General features: G+C 65.5%; 18 protein-coding genes. 9 read left to right on the plus strand and 9 right to left on the minus strand.

The genetic code is table 11. The features are described 5' to 3' along the window. Positions 1–119: 119 nt before the first annotated feature. Complete coding sequence (locus tag MUB46_RS19655) at positions 120–818, plus strand: DUF502 domain-containing protein (protein ID WP_261617757.1); 699 nt, start codon at positions 120–122, stop codon at positions 816–818. A 6-nt stretch (positions 819–824) separates the two neighbouring features. On the opposite strand, the gene recG is transcribed toward MUB46_RS19655, so the two are convergent. Beyond that, positions 825–2,933, minus strand: coding sequence for an ATP-dependent DNA helicase RecG (gene recG / locus MUB46_RS19660; RefSeq protein WP_261617666.1), 2,109 nt, complete (start codon positions 2,931–2,933; stop codon positions 825–827). A gap of 182 nt (positions 2,934–3,115) precedes the next feature. Between recG and MUB46_RS19665 the strand changes: the two genes are divergently transcribed. Both MUB46_RS19665 and mfd read left to right on the plus strand, forming a co-directional pair. After that, positions 3,116–3,385: an FAD assembly factor SdhE gene (locus MUB46_RS19665; protein WP_261617758.1), complete on the plus strand. Its 270-nt coding sequence runs from the start codon at positions 3,116–3,118 to the stop codon at positions 3,383–3,385. A 6-nt stretch (positions 3,386–3,391) separates the two neighbouring features. Continuing rightward, positions 3,392–6,919: a transcription-repair coupling factor gene (gene mfd / locus MUB46_RS19670; RefSeq protein ID WP_261617667.1), complete on the plus strand. Its 3,528-nt coding sequence runs from the start codon at positions 3,392–3,394 to the stop codon at positions 6,917–6,919. Between the two features lie 25 nt (positions 6,920–6,944). On the opposite strand, the gene MUB46_RS19675 is transcribed toward mfd, so the two are convergent. The 5 genes from MUB46_RS19675 to MUB46_RS19695 all read right to left on the minus strand — a co-directional run bounded on the left by MUB46_RS19675 (position 6,945) and on the right by MUB46_RS19695 (position 13,925). Next, positions 6,945–7,916 (minus strand): SLAC1 anion channel family protein, encoded by a 972-nt coding sequence (locus tag MUB46_RS19675; protein ID WP_261617668.1) that lies wholly within the window; start codon positions 7,914–7,916, stop codon positions 6,945–6,947. 182 nt (positions 7,917–8,098) lie between these two features. Next, on the minus strand, positions 8,099–8,770 hold the full coding sequence (locus MUB46_RS19680) for a DsbA family oxidoreductase (RefSeq protein ID WP_261617669.1): 672 nt from the start codon (positions 8,768–8,770) through the stop codon (positions 8,099–8,101). Between the two features lie 43 nt (positions 8,771–8,813). Further along, positions 8,814–10,367, minus strand: coding sequence for an acetate--CoA ligase (locus tag MUB46_RS19685; RefSeq protein WP_261617670.1), 1,554 nt, complete (start codon positions 10,365–10,367; stop codon positions 8,814–8,816). Then, positions 10,364–12,067, minus strand: a complete 1,704-nt coding sequence (locus MUB46_RS19690; RefSeq protein WP_261617671.1) for an AMP-binding protein — start codon at positions 12,065–12,067, stop codon at positions 10,364–10,366. Before MUB46_RS19690 ends, MUB46_RS19685 begins: the two co-directional genes overlap by 4 nt. A 22-nt stretch (positions 12,068–12,089) precedes the next feature. Beyond that, positions 12,090–13,925, minus strand: coding sequence for an extracellular solute-binding protein (locus MUB46_RS19695; RefSeq protein WP_425256293.1), 1,836 nt, complete (start codon positions 13,923–13,925; stop codon positions 12,090–12,092). Between the two features lie 279 nt (positions 13,926–14,204). Between MUB46_RS19695 and MUB46_RS19700 the strand changes: the two genes are divergently transcribed. Beyond that, positions 14,205–14,918, plus strand: a complete 714-nt coding sequence (locus MUB46_RS19700) for an invasion associated locus B family protein (protein ID WP_261617673.1) — start codon at positions 14,205–14,207, stop codon at positions 14,916–14,918. An 85-nt stretch (positions 14,919–15,003) separates the two neighbouring features. Here MUB46_RS19700 and hspQ read toward each other — a convergent pair whose 3' ends face one another. Together hspQ and MUB46_RS19710 are read right to left on the minus strand one after the other, a co-directional pair. Continuing rightward, a complete protein-coding gene (gene hspQ / locus MUB46_RS19705; RefSeq protein WP_261617674.1) occupies positions 15,004–15,336 on the minus strand; it encodes a heat shock protein HspQ in 333 nt (110 codons plus the stop codon). A 102-nt stretch (positions 15,337–15,438) separates the two neighbouring features. Next, complete coding sequence (locus MUB46_RS19710; protein ID WP_261617675.1) at positions 15,439–16,482, minus strand: HpcH/HpaI aldolase/citrate lyase family protein; 1,044 nt, start codon at positions 16,480–16,482, stop codon at positions 15,439–15,441. A 176-nt stretch (positions 16,483–16,658) separates the two neighbouring features. Between MUB46_RS19710 and MUB46_RS19715 the strand changes: the two genes are divergently transcribed. After that, positions 16,659–17,621 (plus strand): AEC family transporter, encoded by a 963-nt coding sequence (locus MUB46_RS19715; protein ID WP_261617676.1) that lies wholly within the window; start codon positions 16,659–16,661, stop codon positions 17,619–17,621. Positions 17,622–17,673: 52 nt separating this feature from the next. Further along, positions 17,674–18,792 carry a CaiB/BaiF CoA transferase family protein gene (locus MUB46_RS19720; protein WP_261617677.1) on the plus strand — a complete coding sequence of 373 codons (1,119 nt, stop codon included), beginning with the start codon at positions 17,674–17,676 and terminating at the stop codon, positions 18,790–18,792. A 9-nt stretch (positions 18,793–18,801) separates the two neighbouring features. Here MUB46_RS19720 and MUB46_RS19725 read toward each other — a convergent pair whose 3' ends face one another. Next, the gene (locus MUB46_RS19725; protein WP_261617678.1) at positions 18,802–20,013 is read right to left on the minus strand and encodes a UbiH/UbiF family hydroxylase; all 1,212 of its coding nucleotides are present in this window, start codon (positions 20,011–20,013) and stop codon (positions 18,802–18,804) included. Positions 20,014–20,243: 230 nt separating this feature from the next. On the opposite strand from MUB46_RS19725, the gene MUB46_RS19730 reads away from it, so the two are divergent. Genes MUB46_RS19730 through MUB46_RS19740 form a run of 3 tightly spaced genes read left to right on the plus strand, consistent with a single transcriptional unit; the run spans position 20,244 to position 22,489 of the window. Further along, positions 20,244–21,128, plus strand: coding sequence for a DUF2182 domain-containing protein (locus MUB46_RS19730; protein WP_261617679.1), 885 nt, complete (start codon positions 20,244–20,246; stop codon positions 21,126–21,128). 29 nt (positions 21,129–21,157) lie between these two features. Further along, a complete protein-coding gene (locus MUB46_RS19735) occupies positions 21,158–21,769 on the plus strand; it encodes a DUF1326 domain-containing protein (protein WP_261617680.1) in 612 nt (203 codons plus the stop codon). 9 nt (positions 21,770–21,778) lie between these two features. Further along, positions 21,779–22,489, plus strand: a complete 711-nt coding sequence (locus tag MUB46_RS19740) for a CDP-alcohol phosphatidyltransferase family protein (RefSeq protein WP_261617681.1) — start codon at positions 21,779–21,781, stop codon at positions 22,487–22,489. Positions 22,490–22,503 lie beyond the last annotated feature (14 nt).

Genomic DNA, 22,503 nt, shown 5'->3' on the forward strand with positions numbered 1-22,503 from the left:
GGCCCGGCCTGCTCCTCACGATTGGACCAGGTATGACGAACCATCCGGAAGGCGAGGGCGGGGGCCTTGGCCCCATTCTGCCGCACGAACCGCCGGTGAAACGGCGGATCGGGCTTGGCATGCGCCTGCGCAACTACTTCCTGACCGGTCTCGTGATCGCGGCCCCGCTGTCGATCACCATCTACATCACCTGGACCTTCATCGGCTGGGTCGACGCGTGGGTGAAGCCGTGGATTCCGGAACGCTACAACCCGGACCACTATCTGCCGTTCACCGTGCCCGGCTTCGGCCTGATCGTCGCGATCGTCCTGCTGATCGTGCTCGGCGCGACCACGGCGAACCTGTTCGGCCGCACCATCATCTCCTATGGCGAGCTGCTGCTGGACCGCACGCCACTGGTCCGCTCGATCTACCGCGGCCTCAAGCAGATCTTCGAGACGGTGCTGTCGCAGACCAATCAGTCCTTCAAGGATGTCGGACTGATCGAATATCCGCGCCCGGGCCTGTGGGCTGTCGTGTTCATCGCCACAGAGACACGGGGCGAGCTCAGCGAGAAGGCCGGCGGGGACGAAACCGATCTGCTTAGCGTGTTCCTGCCGACCACGCCCAACCCCACCTCCGGCTTCTTGCTGTTCGTGCCGCGCAAGGACGTGATCGTCCTCGACATGACCGTCGAGGAAGCCGCCAAGGTCGTGATTTCGGGCGGTCTGGTGACGCCGACACGGGACACCGTGGCGCAAGGCGCCCTGCCGGGCCGCAAGAGCGGCAAGAAGACCGGGGACACCGATCCGCTGGAGCCGAAGAACGCCGCCGAATAGGCGGGCCTATCCGGCCTCTATCAGGCGCATCGCCGCATCCTTGCGGAACAGATAGAGCAGCGTTCTCAGCGCCTCGCCACGCGCGCCCGTCAGGGCCGGATCCCGTTCGAGGGCGAGCCGGGCGTCGTCCCGGGCGGCCTCCAGCATGTCGAGATGGACGCCGGTGCGCACGACGCGAAATTCCGGCATACCGCTCTGGCGCGTGCCCAGTACCTCGCCGCCGCCGCGCAGCCGCAGGTCCTCCTCGGCGATGCGGAAGCCGTCCTCGGTCTCGCGCATGATTTCGAGCCGCGCCCGCGACGTCTCGCCGAGCGGGCCCTTGTAGAGAAGCAGGCAGCTCGATTCCGCGCGCCCCCGGCCGACGCGGCCGCGCAGCTGGTGCAGCTGGGCCAGGCCGAAGCGCTCGGCATGCTCGATGATCATCACGCTGGCGTCCGGCACGTCGACGCCGACCTCGATGACGGTGGTCGCGACCAGGACGCGGACGGCACCGTCGATGAAGCGGCGCATCACCGCATCCTTCTCCGCCCCGCTCATGCGCCCGTGGATCAGCGCGACGCGATCTCCGAATACCGGTTTCAGCGCCGCGAAGCGCTCTTCCGCAGAGGCAACGTCGAGCACATCGGATTCGTCGACCAGCGGGCACACCCAGTAGACCTGGGCCCCCGTGTCGACCGCGCGCTGGACGCGGGTCACCACGTCGCTCAGCCGGTCCAGCGACACGACCGCCGTCGAGACCGGCTTCCGGCCGGCCGGCTTCTCGGTCAGCTTGGTCACGTCCATGTCGCCGTAATGGGTGAGCAGCAGCGTGCGCGGGATCGGCGTCGCCGTCATCACCAGCATGTCGACGGCCTCGCCCTTGGCCGCCAGCGCCAGGCGCTGATGCACTCCGAAGCGGTGCTGCTCGTCGACCACCGCCAGCCCGAGGTCGGCGAAGTCCACCTCCGACTGGAACAGGGCATGGGTGCCGACGAGGATGTCGATCGATCCCTCGGCGAGACCCGCGAGGATCGGTTTGCGCTCCTTCGCCGTCTCGCGTCCGGTGAGGATCGCGGCCGTCAGACCCGCGGCTTCGGCGAGGGGCGCGATGGTGCGGAAGTGCTGCCGCGCCAGAAGCTCCGTCGGCGCCATGAAAGCCGACTGCGAGCCCGACTCCGCGACGACCGAAATGGCGAGTAAGCCGACCACCGTCTTGCCGCTGCCGACATCGCCCTGCAGCAGTCTCAGCATTCGCGTCGGCGCGGCGAGATCGGCCAGGATGTCCTTGACCGCCTCCGCCTGCGAGCCCGTCAGGCTGAAGGGCAGGGCGTCGATGATCTTTGTCTGGATATGTCCGTCGCCGACACGCGCCTTGCCGCCGGCCTTCTTCATCCGGCTGCGCACGATCGTCAGCGCCAGCTGTCCGGCAAGCAGTTCGTCATAGGCAAGTCTTTGCCAGTTCTGGCTTTCTTCGGCCGCCTCGCTCGGCTCCTGCGGGTGATGGACATGCGCGAGCGCCGCCTTGAAGCCGGGAAACGTCCGCCGTTTCAGCCATGCCGCGTCCTGCCATTCCGGCAGGTCCGGCACCGCCTCGACCGCCGCCGTTGCCGCCTTGGCGATAACCTTGCCGCTCAGGCCCGCAGTGCGCGGATAGATAGGCTCGAGCAGCGGCAGCTTGGCGAAATCGTCCTCGTCGACGATGTGATCGGGATGAACGATCTGCAGCGCGCCGCCGAATTCCTCGATCTGCCCGCTGACCCAGCGCACCTCGCCGACAGGCAGAGTCTTTTCCAGCCATTGCGCGTTGGAATGGAAGAAAACAAGTGTCAGATCACCGGTTTCGTCGTGACACTGAACGCGGTAAGGCGCCCGCGACCGGCCCGGCGGCGAGGGCCGGTGCCTGTCGACGGTGACACGCAACGTGGCGACCGTCCCGGGTACGGCCTCGGATATCGTCGGCCGCTGACGCCGGTCGACGAGACCCGAGGGAAGATGCCAGAGCAGGTCGACGACCAGCGGCTCGCCGAGTTCGTCGTCGGCGCCGAGCAAGTTCGAAAACAGCTTCGAAAGCCGCGGCCCGACGCCGGGCAGACTGGAAATCGGTGCGAACAGGCTGTTCAGGGACGATGGCCGCATGGCAAAGGTCTAGCGGATTATGCCGAGAGTCGACATATACAAACCGGTAATTCGCTGCGGGCGGCGATCGGCGGGTGGTAGATAGCGCGCCCGCGCGCTATCTACCACCCGCGAAAGCCAACGGCACCGTATCCTGCAAGGCCAAAACCGTGACTGAGACCGCGAACAACGACACCGCCGGCATGGACGTGCGGCGCCGAAAGCTGACGTTCCGCTGCTGGCATCGCGGCACGCGCGAGATGGATCTTCTGCTTGGCCGGTACGTCGACCGCCACATTGCCGGTTTGAGTGATGCGGATATCGAGGCGCTCGAGCATCTGTTGGAGGCGCCCGATCCCGAGCTATTCGCCTGGGTCACCGGCGGCAAGCCCGTGCCGGCGAACTACGACCTGCCGATCCTGAAAGCGATCCGCGACTACCATCGCGACAATCCGACGGCCGATGCCGTCTGAAAGCCTATGACCGCTCCCGATTCCATCCGTACGCGCCCGTTCGCCGCCTCCATCCTCGAGACCCCTGGGCGGGTAACGCTCGCCCATGTGCCCGACGGGTTCGACGCGGTCGCAGCGACCGATCTCGCCCGTGCGCGCGGCGCCGGCTCTCTGCTTCTGTTCGTCGTTCGCGACGCCCAGCGGCTCGCCGCTTTCCGCAACGCGGCGGCGTTCTTCGCCCCCGATGTCGAGATCCTGCCGTTTCCGGCCTGGGATTGTCTTCCTTACGACCGGGTGTCTCCGAACGGCGAGGTGGTGGCCCAGCGCCTCGCGACCCTGTCGCGTCTCAGCCATCGCCAAGAGTCGGACGGTCCGGTCATCATCGCCACGACCGTCAACGCGGTCACCCAGCGCGTGCCGCCGCGCGACTGGGTGGCGGCGTCTTCGTGGACACTGAAGCCCGGAAATCAGGTCGATATGGATGGCCTCGTCGCCTGGCTTGCCCGCGACGGCTTCGAACGCACCGGCACGGTTCGCGAAACCGGCGAATTCGCTGTTCGCGGCGGCATCCTCGACCTGTTCCCGCCGGGACGCCCCGAACCGATCCGCCTCGATTTTTTCGGCGATACGCTGGAATCGATCCGCAGCTTCGATCCGGAGACCCAGCGCACGACCGCGCAGGAAAAAGGCCTGTCGCTCATCCCAATGAGTGAGCTGCGCCTCGACGAGGCCGCCATAAGTCGTTTCCGCAGCCGCTATGTCGCCCGCTTCGGCGTGCCCTCCACGGACGACCCGCTCTATTCTGCGGTCAGCGAGGGCCGGCGCCATCAGGGCATGGAGCACTGGCTACCGCTCTTCCACGAGCGGATGGAAACGCTGTTCGATTACATCGGCGAGACGCCGCTGCTGCTCGATGCGCTGATCGAGGAAGCCCGGATCGAGCGACGCGACCACATCGCGGACTACCACGAGGCGCGCGTCGAGGCGCTCGAATTGCCGGATGGCGACTCCGCGCCCTACAAGCCGCTCGATCCAAGCGATCTCTACGTGCTCGACGAAGACTGGTCGGCTACGCTCGCGTCCCGTGCCGTCGCCGCGCTGACGCCCTTCGACGTGCCGGAGACCGCGGAAACCGGTCCGGTCTTCGATCTCGGCGCGCGCGAGGGCCGCAACTTCGCCCCCGAACGCACCGACCACGCCGAAAGCCTGTTCGACGCAGCGGCGAAACATGCCGGGGCGCTCTCGTCTCCCGATCGCCGTGTCATCGTCGCCTGCTGGAGCGAAGGCTCTCGCGACCGGATGGGCGACATGCTGGCCGATCATGGCCTGGAAGGCCTCGCGGTCGCCGACGATTGGCCCGATGCACAGAAACTGCAGCCGGGCAGGGTGGCGCTCACGGTGCTGGGCATCGAGCGCGGCTTCGAGGCGCCGTCCTTCGTCGTCATCGGCGAGCAGGACATTCTCGGCGACCGTTTCGTCCGACCGAAACGCAAGAGCAAGCGTGCCGCCGACTTCCTGACCGAGCTGACGAGCCTTTCGCCCGGCGACTATGTCGTCCATGTCGATCACGGCATCGGCCGCTTCATCGGCCTGCAGACGATCACGGCCGCGGGAGCGCCGCACGATTGTCTGGAGCTCCACTATCACGGCGGCGACAAGCTGTTCCTGCCCGTGGAGAACATCGAGCTCCTGTCGCGCTACGGCTCTGAGGACGCGACCGCCCAGCTGGACAAGCTCGGCGGCCACGGCTGGCAGGCGCGCAAGGCGAAGATGAAGGAGCGCCTGCGCGAGATGGCGGAGGCGCTGATCCGCATCGCCGCCGCGCGCACGATGCGCCCCGCGCCGGTCATGACGACGCCGGAAGGCGCCTTCGAGGAGTTCTGCGCGCGGTTCCCCTACGAGGAGACCGAAGACCAGGAACAGGCGATCACCGCCGTGCTCGAGGATCTGGCGAGCGGCAATCCGATGGACCGCCTCGTTTGCGGAGACGTCGGGTTCGGCAAGACCGAGGTGGCACTGAGGGCGGCCTTCGTCGCCGCGCTGTCCGGCCGCCAGGTCGCCGTCGTCGTGCCGACGACCCTGCTTGCCCGCCAGCACTACAAGACATTCGTCGAGCGCTTCCGCGGCTTTCCCGTCAATATCGGCCAGGCGTCGCGGCTCGCCACCTCGAAGGAACTCGGCGAGACCAAGAAGGGCCTCAAGTCCGGCGATATCGACATCGTCATCGGCACCCACGCGCTGCTCGGCAAGTCGGTGACGTTCCGCGATCTCGGTCTCGTCATCGTCGACGAGGAGCAGCATTTCGGCGTCAGCCACAAGGAACGGCTGAAGGATCTGCGCGCCGAGATTCACGTCCTGACTCTGACGGCGACGCCGATTCCGCGCACCCTCCAACTGGCGCTCACCGGCATCCGCGAACTGTCGATCATCGCCACGCCGCCGGTCGACAGGCTTGCGGTTCGCACCTTCGTCACGCCCTTCGACGCGGTGGTGCTACGCGAGGCGATCCTGCGCGAGCACTATCGCGGGGGGCAGACCTTCTTCGTCTGCCCGCGCATCTCCGATCTCGAGGAGAACGCGGCCTTCCTGCGCGAATCCGTGCCGGAGGTGAAGGTCGCCGTCGCCCACGGCCAGATGCCGCCGGCCCAGCTCGATGACATCATGGGCGCCTTCTACGACGGTCGTTACGACGTGCTTCTGTCGACCGCCATCGTCGAGTCGGGCCTGGACGTTCCGACCGCCAATACCCTGATCGTGCATCGTGCCGACATGTTTGGCCTGTCGCAGCTCTATCAGCTGCGCGGCCGCGTCGGCCGCTCCAAGGCCCGCGCCTACGCCTATTTCTCGGTGCCGGCGAAACGCAAGCTGACCGCCGGGGCGGAAAAACGCCTCAAGGTCCTGCAGTCGCTCGATACGCTGGGCGCCGGTTTCATGCTGGCGAGCCACGATCTCGACATCCGCGGTGCCGGCAACCTGCTCGGCGAGGAGCAGTCCGGCCATATCCGCGAAGTTGGCTACGAGCTCTACCAGTCGATGCTGGAAGAAGCAGTCGCCAGCCTCAAGGAGGGCGGCGAGGTCGAGGAAGGCCAGTGGTCGCCGCAGATCACGCTCGGTACGCCGGTGCTGATCCCGGACTACTACGTGCCCGACCTCGATGTCCGCCTCGGGCTGTACCGGCGCCTGTCGCAGCTTTCGGACGAGTTGGAGGTGGAGTCGTTCGGCGCGGAACTCGCCGACCGGTTCGGCCGCCTGCCGACCGAAGCCGATCAGCTCCTCGACGTGGTGCGGGTCAAGATCCTGTGCCGCGACGCCGGCATCGATCGCCTCGAGGCGGGGCCGAAGGGGCTCGTCATCGGCCTCAGGAACAACCGCTTCGCCAACCCGCAGGGCCTGGTCCAGTTCGTCGGCGAGGAAGGCCATCGCGCCAAGATCCGCTCCGACCACACCATCGTGCTGTTGCGCGATTGGGCGACGCCGGAGGACCGCTTGCGCGGGACCACCACGATCCTGCGCCGGATCGTGTCGCTGGTGGAAACGACCGAAAACGCCGCCTGAACGCCGCAGTTGGTCAAGGCCGCGGCTATTCGGGTTTGCAGATCTCGTTTCCGCCGATCGCCTTGATCGTGCGCACCGCCAGTCCGGCGACCAGGACGGTCAGGATGCCGACCAGCACGAGCCCGATCGTCTGGTGCGCCTGCGAGCCGGTTCGTTCCGCGTAGACGAGCGAGGCGATCGACAGCGCCGCGATCGGGAATGACAGCGCCCACCACGACAGCGCGAACGACAGTGTCAGGAACTTCGGTACCTGCGTGATGACGATGCCGGCGAAGACGTAGCCGACATTGAGCAGGATCAGGGCGAAGGGATCGAGGTCGCCGCCGAGCTGGAGGTAGGAGACGAAGCCGACCGCCGGCGGCGCGATGAGGATGACCAGCGTCGGCACCAGGCGGCCGGGCAGGGGATCGTGGAAGACCAGCCGGTTGAACACCAGCGTCAGCAGTACGATCCAGAACATCAGCCCGGCCGAGAAGAACAGCCAGGAAATATCCGGATAGCCGAACCCGACCCCGGCGACCGGCACGATAATGTTGCCGACGGCGGGGATGAACCAGGCCGGTGTCAGATGCATCTGCTGGAAGGTACGGTGGCCGATCCAGTTGGCGACCACCACGAGGCTCAGCAGCCCCTGTGCAAGCATGCCGACGAACCAGATCGGCCGCGCCGTCTCCGGCCAGATCGGCGCCATCGCGGTGGCGATCAGCAGAACCGAAATCGAGATCGCCGGAAAGAACGCGATCTGCAGGGGATTGTCCCATTCCGCCCTGACGCGCTCGGTCCAGGTGAACGCTTTGGCGGCATAGAACGCCGAAATGACGAGGAAGACGCAGATCGTAGCGATCAGGACGACCTGAGAGGCGCCATTGTCCACGCCGAGCGCATGTTCCGAAGCCCGGTAGGCAAGGGTTACTCCGGAAAGCCCCATCACGATTGCGAAGAAGGCGACGGGGAAATGCGCCAGTCGGCTTTCGGTCGGCGCGGTGATCTCGCTCATGCAGTGCCCCTGTTCGATCGGCCCGGAAAGCCCCTTTACGGACCGCGTCGCGCGCTAAAACCGGCGCAGATGCCCCGGAATCGGTCCGCGGGAATACCGATACTATGTCGGAATTCGATAATGGCCGAAACGCGCGCCGGCAGAGGGGGCGCGGTTGCTGCAATTGGGGGCCTGAAACGTGCTCAGGCGGACGCTTCGGAGCCTTGCGGTTCGGACGGCTGCGCCAGCGCGCGGTCGATTGCGTCGGCGAGGACATCCGGCGGCTGCGCGCCCATGACCCCGAAACTGTTGGCGAAGATGAAGCAGGGGACGCCGGTCACCCCGATCTTCTGCGCCGTCCGGATTTCCCGTTGCACCAGCTCCACGTCCGCGTCTCCGCCGAGCAGTTCCGTAACAAGGTCAGCATCCATTCCCGCCTCGCGGGCGACGCCGATCAACGTCTCGGGATCCTCGATGTTGCCGCCTTCGATGAAATAGAGCTGGAACAGCCGCTCGACGACCTGGTCCTGTGTGCCGGCTGTCGCGGCCCAGCGGATGATGCGGTGGGAATCGATAGTATTCGGCGTGCGCTGGATCGTCTCGAACGAGAACGGAATGTCTTCCTCGGCCCCCGCCTCGCGGACGCGGTCGTAGATGGCCTTGGCCCGGTCCGGCCCGCCGAACTTGGTCTCCAGGTATTCGCGCCGATCGACCCCTCCGGCTGGAATGGTCGGATCGAGTTGGTAGGGCCGCCAGCGGATATCGACATCGACATCCGGGCGCTGCTTCAGCGCCTTTTCCAGCCGTCGCTTGCCGATGTAGCACCACGGGCAGATCGTGTCGGAGATCACATCGAGCTGGACCGGTGTCGGCATGGCTGTCCTCCTTCTTGGCCCGCGGGCTTCAAGGCGCGGACGGTCAGGCTATAGGGTCGCGCAGCTTTGCCCGCTGGATCTTGCCGTTGGCGGTGCGTGGCAAAGCGCCCGTCACCACAATCTCGTGTGGTACTTTGTAGGCGGCAAGGCGCGAACGCGCAAATTCGAGCACTTTTTCGGGAGCGAGCGCGGCTCCGTCCTGCGCCACGACGCAGGCGCGGATGACCGAGACGCCGGTCCTGGGCTCGATTGCGACGACCGCCACCTCCGCCACGCCGGGAGCGGCGCATAGGACATCCTCGACCTCGGCCGCCGAGACGCGATAGCCCATCACCTTCATCACGTCGTCGCCGCGCCCCTTGGGCCAGACGTAGCCATCTTCGTCCATGACGGCGAGGTCTCCGGTCACGAACCAGTCGCCGCGAAAGGGATCCTCGTCCGGCCGGTTCCAGTAGCCGATCATCAACGCCGGGTCGGAGCGGTGCACCGCGATCAGACCGGTTTCGCCGCGCCCTATGGGCTTGGTTCCCTCCTCGAGCGGTAGGATCGCAACCGCCCGTCCATCCTGCGGCCTGCCGGGTGAGCCCGGGCGCGGTGTCTCGGTCGGCGGCGTCGAAATGTAGGTCGACACCTCGCTCATGCCGAAGGCCTCGAAGATCCGCCGACCGGTCGCCTGGTGCCATGCGTTCGCGATCTCGGGGCGCAGCGGCTCTCCGGCGGCAAGCCCATGACGCAGCGTCGGCACCGCCGACGGGGACATCGCGCAATACTTCAGGATTTGACGATAGACCGTTGGAACGGCAGCGAATAACGTTGCTTGAAACCGGTCGATCAGCGCGGGCCAGATGTCTGGCCTGCGGTCTCCGGTGAAGACGACGCCGGTGGCGCCATTGACCAACGGGTCGAGCAGGCCGGTGCCGAGCGTATAGGTCCAGTTGAGGGTCCCCGCGTGCAGGACGATGTCGGTCGCGCAGATGCCGTACCAACCGGCATACATCGGTCGCCGGCCCCATAGCGCCCGCTGCCCATGCAGCACGCCCTTGGGCCGCGATGTCGCCCCCGACGTATAGACCAGGTAAGCGGGATCGTCGCAGGCGGTGTCCAGATAGGCGGCCCGGTCGGCCGTTTCGGCCCGTGCGAGAAGGTTGGCTTCTTCGACCACGCGCCTGTCGCGCCCGGCATCGCCGATCGGAAGGTCGCTCGCGACGACGATCAGAGCGGGCTCCGTATCTTCTGCCATGAAGGCGATATCGGCGCCGGTGAGCTGCGACGACAGCGGAATAGCGATCGCCCCGATCGCGGTTGCGGCGAGAAACGTGATCGCCATCCCGGCCGTATTGCCGAGCCGGAGCAGGATCCGGTCGCCCTTCTTGACACCCATAGCCAACAGCACCGTGGAAACGCGCAGTACCGCATCCTCGAGGCGGGCATAGGTCCAGACCTCGTCAGCCGAACCGTCGGCCGGATCGTGCGCGACGACGAGCGCGGGCTTATCTGGCGACGCCCCGGTTTGGTATCGCAGGCAGGCCTGCGCGATGTTGAAATGCGCGGGCGGCGGCGGACCGCCGTAGACTGAGGCCGATACGGCGTCCGTCATGCCGCTAGGCTTGTCGCGATCGCGGACCGCAGAACGGAACCGGTCCCGGTGCGGGGGATTTCCGCAACCGCAATGATGCGATCGGGGACCATGTACGGGGCGACACCAATTCTGCGCAGATAAGCGCGGAACGCCGCGAGCGAGCAGTCCATGCCGGGCTTGGGCACGACGGCGGCGACGATGCGCTCGCCGAACAGCGGATCCGCAACGCTCGCCGCCGCGGCGTCGGCGAAACCGTCATAGGCCCTGAAGACCGTGTCGAGGCTGTCGGCGCCGACCGCCATGCCGCCGGTGACGAAGGTCTCCGTGCGGTGCCCTTGCACGGCGAGCATCGGCGGCCCGTCGTCGACGCGCCGGCACCGCAGGCCGGTCTCGCGAAAGCCGTCGGGATGAGGCGCGAAACGGTACGACTCGTCGAAATCGGTATCGCCGGCGCGCAACGGGGCTGTCGGCACCTGCGGTCCGCCCAGCAGAAGCGCGCCGCTCATGAGCGCGCCGGGCATCAGTCCGCTCCCCGCACGGACCATGGCGCCCGGCATTCGGGCCGTCAAAAGCGCCGCCTGCGGGGCGCTCGTATCTGCCTCGATACCGGCCTCGGCATCGTCCACCGGGCTGTCGACGGGCGCGATCGGCAGAACGAGAGTCCGCCGTCCCGAGCCGGCGGTCAGCGCCATTTCGTCCAGCGAAACCACATCGGTCATCGTCGTGTCGGCGTGGACCGATCCCTGCGCGGGATCAAAAGCCTCGGGCGAACACCAGTAGCGGATCAGGCGCGTACGGCGCTCCGGATCGAGCCGCGCGGCGAGATGGGCGAGCTTGCCGGGCAGCACCAGATGGGTCGCTGCCAAACCGCCGATCTCCCGACAGAATGCCGCGGAGGTCAACGGCATGACCAGAATGAGCTGGCATCCCGACAGGAGCCAGGCGCCCAGCCCGCAAGCGATCCCGGCGAGAGACGAGGGCAGGAGCGTCGTTGCCAGGGCGGCGTCCGGGCCGATCCGCGCATTCAGAATCACTTCCGTCGCCGCGGACAGCCACTGATTGTGGCTGCGCGCCACCGGTTCCAGCCGGCTATCCCAATTGGCGAGCGTGGCGATTGCCACGTGATCGGCCGGATTGCCAGGCCTCGGCGCGCCATTGCCGCCTTCCGACGACGCATTGGGAAGCAGGGCCTCGTTCAGCGAACAAACGCCATCCGGTACCGCGTCGCCGAACGCGAAAATATGCCGGATCGACAGAATCTCCGCCGCGACGCGCATCATCAGATCGCAATGGTCGTTCGGCCCGATCCGCGTTCCGGTTATGACGGCGAGCGGAGCAATCCTCTCGAAGGCGGCCTTCAGCTCGTGCTCGCGCGCGATAAGCGGCAGTGCGACCGGGATCAGACCGGCCCGAAGCGCGGCCAGATGCGCAATCAGCGCTTCCGCGGTGTTTCCAAGCTGAATTGCGACGATTGCGTCCTGCTTGAGACCGAAATCGAGAAACAGGGCGGACACGGCCGAAACCATGTGGTCGATCTGTCGCCAGGTCATTTCCGAAGGGATCGTCCTCCGCCAGCCGACCCGATCGCCGCGGTCGACCAACGCGACCGTATTCGGCCGAACCGACGCATTGCGCGCCAGTATGCCGTCCAGCGGTATCTTTCCCCAGATACCGGCGGAAACGTAATGCTGAGCCGCTTCCCGATCGACCAGGATCATCCCGTTCGCCCCATCGCCCCGTTCAGTCGCTCCGCTCCCCGGCGTCGCGGTCCCACCACGAATCGAGGTCGTAACCGTACAAGGATACACGGTCCGGGTGTCCGATACGCGCCCGCCGCGCCACCCACTGCTTCGGCAGGTGAAAAAGCGGGACCACATAGGTGCCGGACATCAGAATCCGGTCCAGCGCGCGCGCCGCGTCGACAAACTCGGCGCGATCGCGCGCTTCGAGCATCGCCTCGATCATGGCGTCGATCGCGGGATCCGAGGCCCCCATGTAGTTGCGGGTCCCTTCGGTCTGCGCCGCCTCGCTGCCCCAGTAGAATTTCTGCTCATTGCCCGGCGACAGCGACGAGAACCAGAAATAAGGCATCATATCGAAATCGAACGTCTGGCGTCTGCGCTCGAACTGGGCGCTGTCGACTTGCCGGACCGAGACCGCGATCCCGGCTCGCTTGAGAAAGTTGACGTACGCGAGGGCGAGTCGCTCCTGGTCGGGCGTTCCCACGAGGATCTCGAAGGCGAGCGGCTTGCCCGTCGCCTTGTCGGTCATCACCCCGCCATCCAGCGCATATCCGGCCGCCTCGAGAAGCTGGATCGCGCGCCGCAGCGCCGCCCGATCGCGCCCGGACCCGTCGGATCCGGGAACCTGGTAGGTGCCTTCCATGATCTCGGGTGCGATCCGATCGGCCCATGGCGCCAGCAGTTCGCGCTCGCGCGCGCTTGCCGGTCGGCCGTGGGCCGATAGATCGGACCCCGGATAGTAGCTTTGTGTGCGCTGATAGAGCCCGTGATAAAGGCTCTTGTCGATCCAGGCCCCGTCGAAGAGCGTCAGCAGCGCCTCGCGCACCCGCTTGTCGGCGAAGATCGGTCTGCGGGTGTTGAATACCAGCGCCGACATGCCGCGCGGAACGCCGGACTCGAACTCCTCGCGGATCACGTCGCCGGACCTGGCCGCCGGAAAGGCATATTCTGTCGCCCAGCGCGCGGGATTGTCCTCGGCCAGGACGTCGACCAGGCCCTTCTTGAAGGCTTCGAACAGGGTCGAGTCGTTTCGGTAGTATTCGTATTTGATCTCGTCGAAGTTGAACCGGCCACGGTTCACCGCGAGATCGCGGCCCCAGTAGTTCGGGTCGCGCCGAAAGGTGATCGATTCCCCGTATTTCACCTGTTCGACCACATAGGGACCGCTGCCGACCGGCTGAATGTTTCCGCTGCGCTCGAAATCGTCTAACAGGTAGTGGTCGAACGACAGGATCGGCATCAGGCCGATGATCAACGGCATCTCGCGATCCGGCGTGCCCTTGAACGTGAACCGCACGGTCCGCTCGTCGAGCTGCTCGGCCTTGTCGACCTGCGAATAGTAGGTGCGGAAATTGGGCCTGCCTTTTTTCATCAGCAGTTCCCAGGAGAAGATCACGTGTTCCGGCAGGACCGGGTTGCCGTCAGAGAAACGCGCTTCCGGCCGCAGCCGAAACGTCACAGAACTCCGGTCATCCGGCACCTCGACGCTCTCCGCGAGCAGTCCGTAGAGCGTGAACGGTTCGTCGAGACTACGCGTCATCAGCGATTCGAAGACATAGTCGCGCAAGCCCCTAGCCGGCGCGCCCTGGACGATGAAGGGGTTCAGGCTGTCGAAGCTGCCGACGACGCCCAGCGTCAGCCTGCCGCCTTTGGGCGCGTCCGGATCGACATAGGCGAAGTTTCGGAAGTCGGGGCCATAATGCGGTTCGCCATGCATGGCGATCGCATGGGATGGTTCGGCGGCCGGGGTCCCGATAGCCGTCGAAAAGGCGAGAAAAATACCTGCCGCCACCAATAAACCGCGGCCAAACGGGCGACCAAACCGCGAAAACATACGCAAGATGACCGGTCTCTGTCCGAATCGTGTTCAGTCACATTAACATAGGCCGATGCACAGGCCGGCGAAGTCGCGATTGAGGGGATACCCCAGAATTTCGATTGACGTTGCTGGAAATCGGCCTCGATCCGCGCTATTGCGTAGCCCGCGCTCGGCTCCGACATGCTGTCGCCGCAATTCGCCGCGAGCTAGCGTCATGAGTGTCGCCATGCCCGTATAATCCGCGAGCGTGGTCAACATACCCGAGGGAATTTCAGAAGGTTTCGAGGAGCACGTATGTTGCCCGTCATATCGAATTCGCGCCGCCACCTGAAAGGCGTCGGCAGTGCGCTGATCGCAGCCGCGATCGCAATCTCCTGGGCTTCGGCTCCCGCATCGGCGCAGGACGCCGGCGGCACGCCGCCGGCCGCGCCGGCTGTTCAGGCTCCATCCAGCGGTCAGAAGCTCGGCAGCTGGATCAAGCTGTGTGCCCCCGACCAGGCTAATGAGAGCAAAGAGGATGTCTGCCTCGTCACCCAGGAAGTCCGTACCGAGACGGGCGAGTTCCTGGCGTCGGTCTCCGTGCAGGAGACCAAGACGGCCGAAGGCAAGCGCCTCGTCCGCGCCGCCGTGCCGCTCGGTACGCTGATTCAGCCCGGCATCCGGATGCAGATCGACGAAGGCAAGCAGGTCGCCGGCAAGTATGTGATCTGCCTTCCGAACGCCTGCTACGCCGAGATGGAAATCGATGATGCGTTCATCGAAAGCCTCAAGAAAGGCACCAATCTCGTCGTTCTCGTCATCAACAATCAGGGCAAGGCCGTCGGCATCGGCCTGACGCTGATGGGCTTCACCAAGACCTGGGACGGCCCGCCCGTGCCGATGGAAGAGCTCGCCCAGCAGCGCCAGAAGCTGCAGGAAGAGCTGCAGAAGCGCGCCGAGGAAGCCCGCAAGAAGATGATCGATCAGGGCGGCACCGTGCCGCAGCCGGCCGAGGGCGCGACGGAATAACCGTCTATCGGTCTACACAAACAAGAAACGCGCGTCCTTTCGGGCGCGCGTTTTTGATTCCGGCGGATACTGTCCGCAAAAAACGTCAGTGGCTGCGTTCCTCGCGGCTCTGATAGACGCCGTCCTCGATCCCGTCGAAGACCTCGGCGACCTGCGGGTGGCGCACCGGCTCGCCGGTATCGTCGGGCAGGAGATTCTGCTCCGAGACGTAGGCGATGTACTCGGTTTCGCTGTTCTCCGCGAACAGGTGGTAGAAGGGCTGATCCTTCTTCGGCCGCACGTCCTCGGGGATCGCTTCCCACCATTCCTCGGTATTGGAGAAGGTCGGGTCGACGTCGAAGACCACGCCACGGAACGGGTAGACGCGGTGCCGAACGACCTGGCCAATCCTGTATTTTGCAGTCCTTAGCATCATCATTTCGTCACCGGCGCACCGTAACGTGCGTTACTTGCGAAATTAATCGCTTGAGATTACAGCCGAATTGTTGTTGCGGCGCCGAACACTGTCAAGTGCGGCGCATCACGCGAAGCCGTAGGCGCCCGCCAGTTCCGGATCCTTGCGCGCGACGAGCTTGGCCAGATCGACCATGACCTTCGCCTGCTTCCAGGTGGCGTCGTCCTGCATCTTGCCGTCGATCATCACGGCGCCCGTCCCGTCGGGCATCGCCTCGAGAATGCGCGCGGCGAGCTTCACTTCCTCCGGATCCGGGCTGAACACCCGCTTGGCGATATCGATCTGCGAGGGATGCAGAGTCCAGGCCCCGGCGCAGCCCATGAGGAAGGCGTTGCGGAACTGGGATTCGCAGGCGTCCGGGTCTGAAAAATCGCCGAACGGGCCGTAGAACGCCTTCAGACCGTTGGCCGCGCAGGCATCGACCATGCGCGCGATCGTGTAGTGCCAGAGATCCTGCTGGACGCCGCGCCGTGCCGAGCCCTCGACCGGATCGGGCAGGACCGAATATCCCGGATGACCGCCGCCGACGCGGGTCGTCTTCATCGCCCGCGACGCGGCGAGGTCGGCGGGGCCCAGGCTCATGCCATGCATCCGCGGGCTGGCCGCGGCGATCGCCTCGACATTGTTGACGCCTTCGGCCGTCTCCAGGATCGCGTGGATCAGGATCGGCTTCGTAAGGCTGTGACGCGCCTCGAGCTGCGCCAGCAGCTGGTCGAGATAGTGGATGTCCCACGCGCCTTCGACCTTGGGCAGCATGATCACGTCGAGCTTGTCGCCGATCGCACCGACGATCTCGACGATGTCGTCGAGCACCCACGGGCTGTTCAGGGCGTTGATCCGCGTCCACAGGCCGGTCTCGCCGAAGTCGTTGGCCTCGGCCATCTCGATGAAGCCGGCGCGCGCGGCTTCCTTGGCATCGGCCGGAATGGCGTCCTCCAGGTTCCCCAGCACGATATCGACCTGCTTCACGATGTCGGGGATCTTGGCGCGCACCTTCTCGATATGCGGGGGAACAAAATGGATCATCCTCTCGGCGCGGACGGGCATGTCCCGAAACGGCTCCGGAGCGCCAACGGCGAGGGGGCGATAGAAGTTGCGCGGGAGTTTCATCGTGTCGTCGGTCCTGTCGATCTCATGACGTTTGGCGGGCGCCACCATGTCGTTGGTCAACCCGCAATGCAACCGTTTTACCGCAGTGCAGCAACAGCACGGCGTTGACCGTCCCGGCGCAAAGGCGCTAGGCGAATGGAAGGGCCTCGGCCGGCCACGCGACGGGACATAGCGGCTTGCAACAGGTAATCTCGCTGGCGATGCCCTTCTTCGGGCTGATCTTCCTCGGCTTTCTCGGCGGGAAGATCGTAAAGCATCCGGCCGAGGGCCTGGCCTGGCTCAACATCTTCATCGTCTATTTCGCGCTTCCGGCGCTGTTCTTTCAGCTGCTCGCCCAGACGCCCTTCGAGGAACTGGCGCAGTGGTCGTTCGTCATGACGACGACTTTCGCCACCTACTGCGTCTTCGTGATCGCCTTCGTGGTCGGCTGGCTGGTGACGCGTGGCAACGTCCAGGAAGCCACGATCCAGGCGCTCGTCGGCAGCTATTCGAACATCGGCTACATGGGCCCGGGCATCACGCTCGCTGCGCTCGGGCCGGCGGCGACCGTTCCCACCGCTCTGATCTTCTGCTTCGACAACACGCTGCTGTTCACCCTGGTGCCGCTCCTGATGGCGCTCGGCCGCGAGGATCACGTCGGCGGCCTGTCGATGGCGATCGGGATTGTCCGGCGCATCGTGCTCCACCCGTTCATCCTGGCGACCATCGCCGGCGTGCTTGCCGCCTATTTCCGCTTCGAGCCGCCCGAGGTGATCAATACGATGCTGACCTATTTGCGCTCCGCGGCGGCACCCTGCGCCCTGTTCGCGATGGGGGTGACGGTGGCGCTGCGGCCGCTGAAGCGCATACCGCGGGAACTGCCGGTCCTGGCCTTCATCAAGCTGATCCTGCACCCGTTTCTGGTGCTGGTCTTCTTGAGTTTCGTCGGCGATTTCGAGCCGGTCTGGGTCTATACGGCAATGCTGATGTCGGCTTTGCCGCCGGCGCTCAATGTCTTCGTGCTCGCCCAACAGTACAACGTCTATATCGAACGCGCCTCGAGCAGCATTTTGCTCGGCACTATCATTTCGGTGTTCACGCTGACGACCGTGCTATACCTCGTGGCCAACGATATGGTGCCGGCCGACCTCTTTCCTTGAGCCGACGGTTCGCGGCTCCGCCGGCGAGCCGCAGATAGTCCGGGGGATAATCGTGCAGCCGCTTTCTGGCATTAAGGTACTCGATTTCACGACGCTTCTGCCGGGCCCGCTGGCCGGGCTTATCCTCGCCGAAGCCGGCGCGGACGTGACGAAGGTCGAGCGCCCGGAGGGCGAGGAAATTCGTCGGTACGCTCCCCGCTGGGGTGCTGAATCGATCCAGTTCAGTCTTTTGAACCGCGGCAAGAAGAGCGTCACCGTCGACCTGAAGGACAAGGCGGCGCTCTCGCGCATCGAGCCGCTGATCGCCGAGAGCGACGTATTGATCGAGCAGTTCCGGCCAGGTGTCATGGCCCGCCTCGGACTGGACTACGACACCGTTCGCAAGATCAGGCCCAACATCGTCTATTGCTCGATCACCGGCTACGGCCAGCATGGTCCCAAGGCCTATGTGGCCGGACATGACCTGAATTACATCGCCGAGACCGGGCTGTTATCGCTGTCCTTCGGCAACACCGGCAAGACCGTCGTTCCGCCCGCGCTGATCGCCGATATCGGTGGCGGCACCATGCCGACCGTGATCAATATCCTGCTGGCGCTTCTGCGTCGCAACGCAAGCGGCGAGGGCGCCTATATCGACATCGCCATGGCCGATACGATGTTCACCTATGCCTGGTGGGCCTTGGGCCTCGGCAATGCCCTGGGAGACTGGCCGGGCAACGGCGATGCGATGCTGACAGGCGGCTCTCCGCGCTACCAGATCTTCCCGACGCGGGATGGCCGATTCGTCGCAGTGGCCGCACTGGAACAGAAGTTCTGGAACACGCTGTGCGACCTCGTCGGCCTCGAGGAAAGACTGCGCGACGACAGCGTCGACCCGGAGGCGACCACCGGAGCGCTGCGGGCGATCATAGGCAACCGGGCGGCGGAGGAGTGGCGGCAGGTCTTCGACGGGCAGGACTGTGCGACGAACGTCATCCGCACGCTCGACGAAGCGGTTCGCGATCCGCATTTCCTCGAACGCGGCCTGTTCGACTACGTTCTGGAGAACGATCAGGGCAAGCGTATTCCGGCAATGCCAGTGCCGGTCGCCCCTCAGTTCCGTGGGGACAGGACGGATGCGAAAACGGCCCCGGCACTCGGAGCCGACGATGAAGGCGGCACGGCCGGGTGAACGACGAGGCTAGGTCTCGCCCCGCATGAGCCGCGGCAGGCGGTATCGCGGCGCGACGCCCTCGCGCATGGCGAAGCGCCGCAGTGGCCCGACGCCACCGAGCGCCGCGATGCCGGCCGAACGCAGCATTTGCGTGGGCAGGAATCCGGCGATCAGCGTACGGTTTAGCAGATCGATGGCACCGGCCCGCGACATGACGTCGACGCGGCGAGCGGCGTCGTAGGCGTTGCAAGCGGTATCACCGCCCAGATCGTCGCCTGCCGCACGCGCGTCTTCGACGACCTCGGCGATCGAAGCCGCATCGCGCAGGCCCAGATTGAGCCCCTGAGCGCCGATTGGCGGCACCACATGGGCAGCCTCGCCGACGAGCGCGACCCGGTTCGCGGCGAACCGGCGCGGTACCAGACCGGACAGGGGATAGAGCCCCCGCGGCCCGTCGATTTCGACCCGGCCGAGAACGCGGTGGCTGATGCGCTCGATGTCCCGCGCGAGGGAGTCGTCGTCGAACTCGGACAACACCTCGGCCATCTTGCGCGGTTCCACCCAGACGAGGCTCGATCGGTTGCCCGGCAGCGGCACCAGCGTGAACGGCCCCGGTGGACGATGGAACTCGGTCGAGACGAAACCGTGCGGCTTCTGATGTGTCAGGTTGAGGACGATCGCGGCCTGATCGTAGGCCCATTCGTCGACATCGATGCCGGCGGCGGCGCGGCATAAGGAACGGCGCCCGTCGGCCGCGACGATCAGTTGTGCCGTCAGCGTTTCGCCGTCGGCCAGGGCAACCCGCGCCGCGTCCTCGTCGAGATCGACGCCGTTAATCGTTCCGTTGATGATCCGGACAGAAGGATAGTCGGAGATACGGCGTCGCAGGGCCGCGACCAGGACCGAATTCGGGATGTTCCAGCCGAACGCCTCTTCGCCGATCTCGCTGGCGGAAAAATCCACGGTCGGGGCCCGGAAAAGCCGGCCGGTATCGTCGATGATCCGCATACGCGCGAGCGGCGCGGCCTCGTCGACGCAAGCCGCCCACACGCCCAACTCGGTGAGAAGCGCCACCGAGGCGACCATCAGCGCGGACGTGCGCCGGTCCTTTGCCGGATCGGCGAGGGGATCGACGACCACTACACGCGCACCGCTTCGGCCGAGGGCGAGCGCGGCCGAGAGCCCGGCGGGCCCGCCGCCTGCGACGATTACATCCAATTCCGTACCGTTCTCTGGCATTGCAGATTCTCTTCCCGATCAGGGAATATCGCCAAATCGCGGCTGCGTCACCGCGCCCGTTGCCGCACACCACCGATTGCGCTGCAATAACCTTCGCTTCAGGCGCGCGTTGCAATCCGGACCGCGCCGTGATTTGAGCTTGGAGCGTGGACCAATTCAAGATCGAGGGGCGGGCCTTGGCCGCCGAGACTGACGGACGACTGAGACACCTTCGGGGCACCGCGGCGATAATGGCCACGGCAAGCGCGAACCCCAGGCGCGTCGCCTGGGTGATGCTCACCGTCATGGTTGTCATCGCCTGGGCCTATATCGCCGTTCTGGCCATGGCGATCGGGCTTGGAGCGACCTTCGGATCGCTCGGCCCCGGCATGGCTGTTCTCGACCGGTTCTCGGCGTGGGCCGGCCTCGACGCCGTTGCCTTCCCGCTATTGGCCTCGAGCCCTTGGCTTTCCCGGCTTGTCGCCGCCTGTACGGCAAGCGCCGCGGACTGGTCCGGCGAGACGGTCGTCCTGCACGTCACCATGTGGCTCGCCATGGGCATCGCCATGATGCTGCCGACCGCGACGCCGATGCTGCGCACCTATGCGGAAATTGCCGATACCGCCGCCGAGAAGGGCCGACGCGTCGTTTCTCCGGTGGTTCTGGCGCTCGGATACCTGACGATCTGGTCGACGTTCGCGGTCTTCGCGACCGGGCTGGAATGGGTCCTGGGCTATATCGGCGCCGTTTCGACGACGGGCGCGATCGCGACCACCGGCCTCTCGATCGCCGTTCTGGCGGGCGCCGGCATTTATCAGTTCACCAATCAGAAAGCCGCCTGCCTGATCAAATGCTCCAATCCGTTTCCGTTCCTGTTCGCTAACTGGACGGAAAGAGCCGGTGGTGTATTCCGCCTGGGCCTTCGCGAGGGATTGCACTGTCTGGCGTGCTGCTGGGCACTGATGCTGGTGATGTTCGCGGTCGGGACCATGAATATCGTGTGGATCGCCATCCTCACGGTGGTCATGACCGTGGAGAAATTGCTGGGAGCACGGTGGTTCAGCCGTGCGATCGGCGTGGTTCTGCTGGCATGGGCCGCGGCCGCGATAGCAGGTCTGTCCCTCGACGGGCTATGATAAAGTCAAGATAAACAGGGAGAAGGTGCGTGTCCGAGTCCTGGTCGATCAACGGCGAACTGGCGCTGAGTTGTAACTGTACGGTTTTCTGTCCCTGCGTTCTGTCGCTCGGTCAGCATCCTCCCACGGAGGACTATTGCCTGGCGTGGTTCGGCGTGCGCATCGACGACGGCCACCACGGAGACACCGACCTGTCCGGCATCAACGTCGCCGCGATGCTGGAGATCCCGGGCCTGATGTCGCGCGGCAACTGGACCGCGGCCCTTTTCATCGACGAGAAGGCCGGCATCCAGGCTGTGCGGGCGCTGACCCGCATATTCTCCGGCCGTGCCGGCGGCACCACCGGTCTTCTGTCGATCCTCGTCAGCCGCTTCCTCGGCGTTCAGCAAGCGCCCGTCACCTATACGATGGACGGCGATACGCGTATCGTGAAGGTGCCCAAGATCATCGACGGCGCCATTACGCCGGTCGCCGGCAACGATCGGGACAAGGAGGTGGTGATCACGAACAGCCAGTACTGGATCGCCCCCGAAATCACGGTAAGCAAGGCCGACAAGAGCCGGATGCGAGGCTTCGGCCGGAACTGGAATTTCGAGGGCCGCAGTGCCGAGTTGTGCCGGATCGAGTGGCGGGGACCGTAAGTAGGCGCGATGGGCGACGTTGCCAGTCATGAACGCAGGCTTGCCGCTGCGGCAGTCCACGCCCTGACCGCGTCCGGTGTGGTCTGGGCGTTTCTGTCCCTGATCGCGGCCGTGCAGGGTGACTGGCCCTTGATGTTCGCCTGGCTCGGTTTCGCGCTCTTCGTCGACGGGATCGACGGTCCGCTCGCCAGAAAGGTCGGCATCACCCGGGTTCTGCCCGGCTGGAACGGCGAGATCCTCGATCTCGTCGTCGACTACCTGACCTACGTGTTCATTCCCGCCTACGCGGCCGTGGCGGCCGGTCTGTTCCCGGACGGCTTTGGCCTGTTCGGGGCGGCGATCATCTGCCTGTCGTCCGCCGGTTTCTTCGCCAAACGGGCCCAGAAGAGCCCCGACAACTACTTCATCGGCTTCCCGGCCGTATGGAATCTGGTGCTGTTTTACTGGATGGTGTTCGACTCCGGTCCCGAACTGGTCATGGCATCGACCATCGCCTTCGGGCTGCTCACCTTCTTTCCGGTCATGTTCATCCATCCGGTCCGGGTGGCGAAGTTCCGCCACGCCTCCCTGCTGGTCACGCTGGCGTCCATCCCGCTGGCGCTGATCGCCATCCTGCAGGACCTCGATCCCGCGGACTGGGTGAAGGCCGGTCTGGCCGCCGCGCTGGTCTATCTCTTCGGCGTCAGCCTCTGGCGCACGTTGTTCGGGTCGACCGACTAGATCCAGAACTTTAA

Source organism: Microbaculum marinisediminis (assembly GCF_025397915.1).
Taxonomy (GTDB): Bacteria; Pseudomonadota; Alphaproteobacteria; order Rhizobiales; family Tepidamorphaceae; genus Microbaculum; species Microbaculum marinisediminis.